Genomic DNA, 1,491 nt, shown 5'->3' with positions numbered 1-1,491 from the left:
GCGGGTTTGCGATGCCCTGCCCCGCGATGTCGGGCGCGCTGCCGTGAATCGGCTCGTAAATGCCCACCTTGCCGCCGATGCTCGCACTCGGAAGCAGCCCGATCGAGCCGCAGATCATGCTCGCCTCGTCGCTTAAAATATCGCCGAACAAATTCTCCGTCAAAATCACATCAAACTGCGCAGGCGCCCGCACGAGCTGCATCGCGGCGTTATCTACGTACATAAACTCCAAATTTATCCCCTCGTAATTTCCCACTAGCTCGCTTACGACCTCGCGCCACAGCTGGCTTGTTTCAAGCACGTTGGCCTTATCCACGAGCGTTATCTTTTTGTTTCGCAAAAGCGCAGCCTCAAACGCGACCTTAGCCACGCGCTCGATCTCGGCGGCATTGTAGCACATCGTATTTAGCGCGTCCTTTTCGTTTTTAACGCGCGGCTGCCCGAAATAAATCCCGCCCGTAAGCTCGCGCACCACCATTATATCGACGCCTTTGATGATCTCCGGCTTTAGCGTCGAAGCGTTTATCAGCTCATCAAAAATCATCGCAGGGCGCAGGTTTGCAAACGCCCCAAGCTCCTTGCGAATTTTTAGCAGTCCGCTTTCGGGGCGCAGTTCGCGCGGCAAGCCGTCCCATTTAGCGCCGCCGATCGCACCGAAAAGCACCGCATCGCTCGTTTTAGCGGTATTTAGCGTTTCATCCGGAAGCGGAACGCCCATAATGTCGATCGCAGAGCCGCCCATTAAGCGGTAGTCAAAATTTAGCTCGAAATTAAATTTATGGCTTACGGCATCGAGCACCTTGATCGCTTCTTCGATGATCTCAGGGCCGATTCCGTCGCCTTTTATCACGCATACGTCGTATTTTTTCATCCAAATTCCTTACAAATTTATCTTTGTTTTTGCATAATTTATCGCCCCGCCGGCATCGAGGAGCTTTTGCATAAACTCGGGGATCGCGGCGAATTTATACTGAGTTTTTTGAGTTAAATTTTTAATTACGCCGCCCTTTAGATCGATGCTAAGCTCGTCGCCCTGCGCGATCTTATCCGTCTCGTCGCATTCAAGGATCAAAAAGCCGGTGTTGAAGCTGTTTCGATAAAAAATCCTAGCGAAGTTTTTTGCGATCACGCATGAAATTCCGGCAGCCTTAAGCGCCATCGGAGCGTGCTCGCGCGAGCTGCCGCAGCCGAAATTTTTCCCCGCTACGATGATGTCGCCGCGAGCGATTTTGGACGAAAAATCCTTGTCCGCATCCTCCATAATGTGCGTCGCAAGCACCGCCGCGTCGGATGTATTTAGGTAGCGCGCCGCGATAATAATGTCGGTGTCGATATCATCGCCGAATTTCCATACTTTTGCCATATTTCCGCCTTAAATTTTAAAATAGATGCGCGATTTTACCGACAAATTTATTAAAATCCGCTCAATCGCTCCGATATGAGGGCGGAATTCCTCGCTTGAAATTTATGGCTAAATTTAAACGCGAGAGC

2 protein-coding genes are annotated in these 1,491 nt (G+C 50.9%); both read right to left on the bottom strand.

What is annotated here, in order from left to right:
• On the bottom strand, positions 1–871 hold an 871-nt coding region (leuB, locus tag Q0256_RS10990), incomplete at its 3' end, for a 3-isopropylmalate dehydrogenase (protein WP_297963055.1).
• A gap of 9 nt (positions 872–880) precedes the next feature.
• Positions 881–1,363: a 3-isopropylmalate dehydratase small subunit gene (locus tag Q0256_RS10985; RefSeq protein WP_297963052.1), complete on the bottom strand. Its 483-nt coding sequence runs from the start codon at positions 1,361–1,363 to the stop codon at positions 881–883.
• Positions 1,364–1,491 lie beyond the last annotated feature (128 nt).

The sequence above is a fragment of the uncultured Campylobacter sp. genome (genome assembly GCF_937949835.1).
GTDB lineage: Bacteria > Campylobacterota > Campylobacteria > Campylobacterales > Campylobacteraceae > Campylobacter_B.
This window is presented reverse-complemented; position numbering and strand designations above follow the sequence as displayed.

Coding starts and splice junctions, on each gene's coding strand:
- Q0256_RS10985 (WP_297963052.1), bottom strand. CDS start 1,363: ATGGCAAAAGTATGGAAATTCGGCGATGATATCGACACCGACATTATT.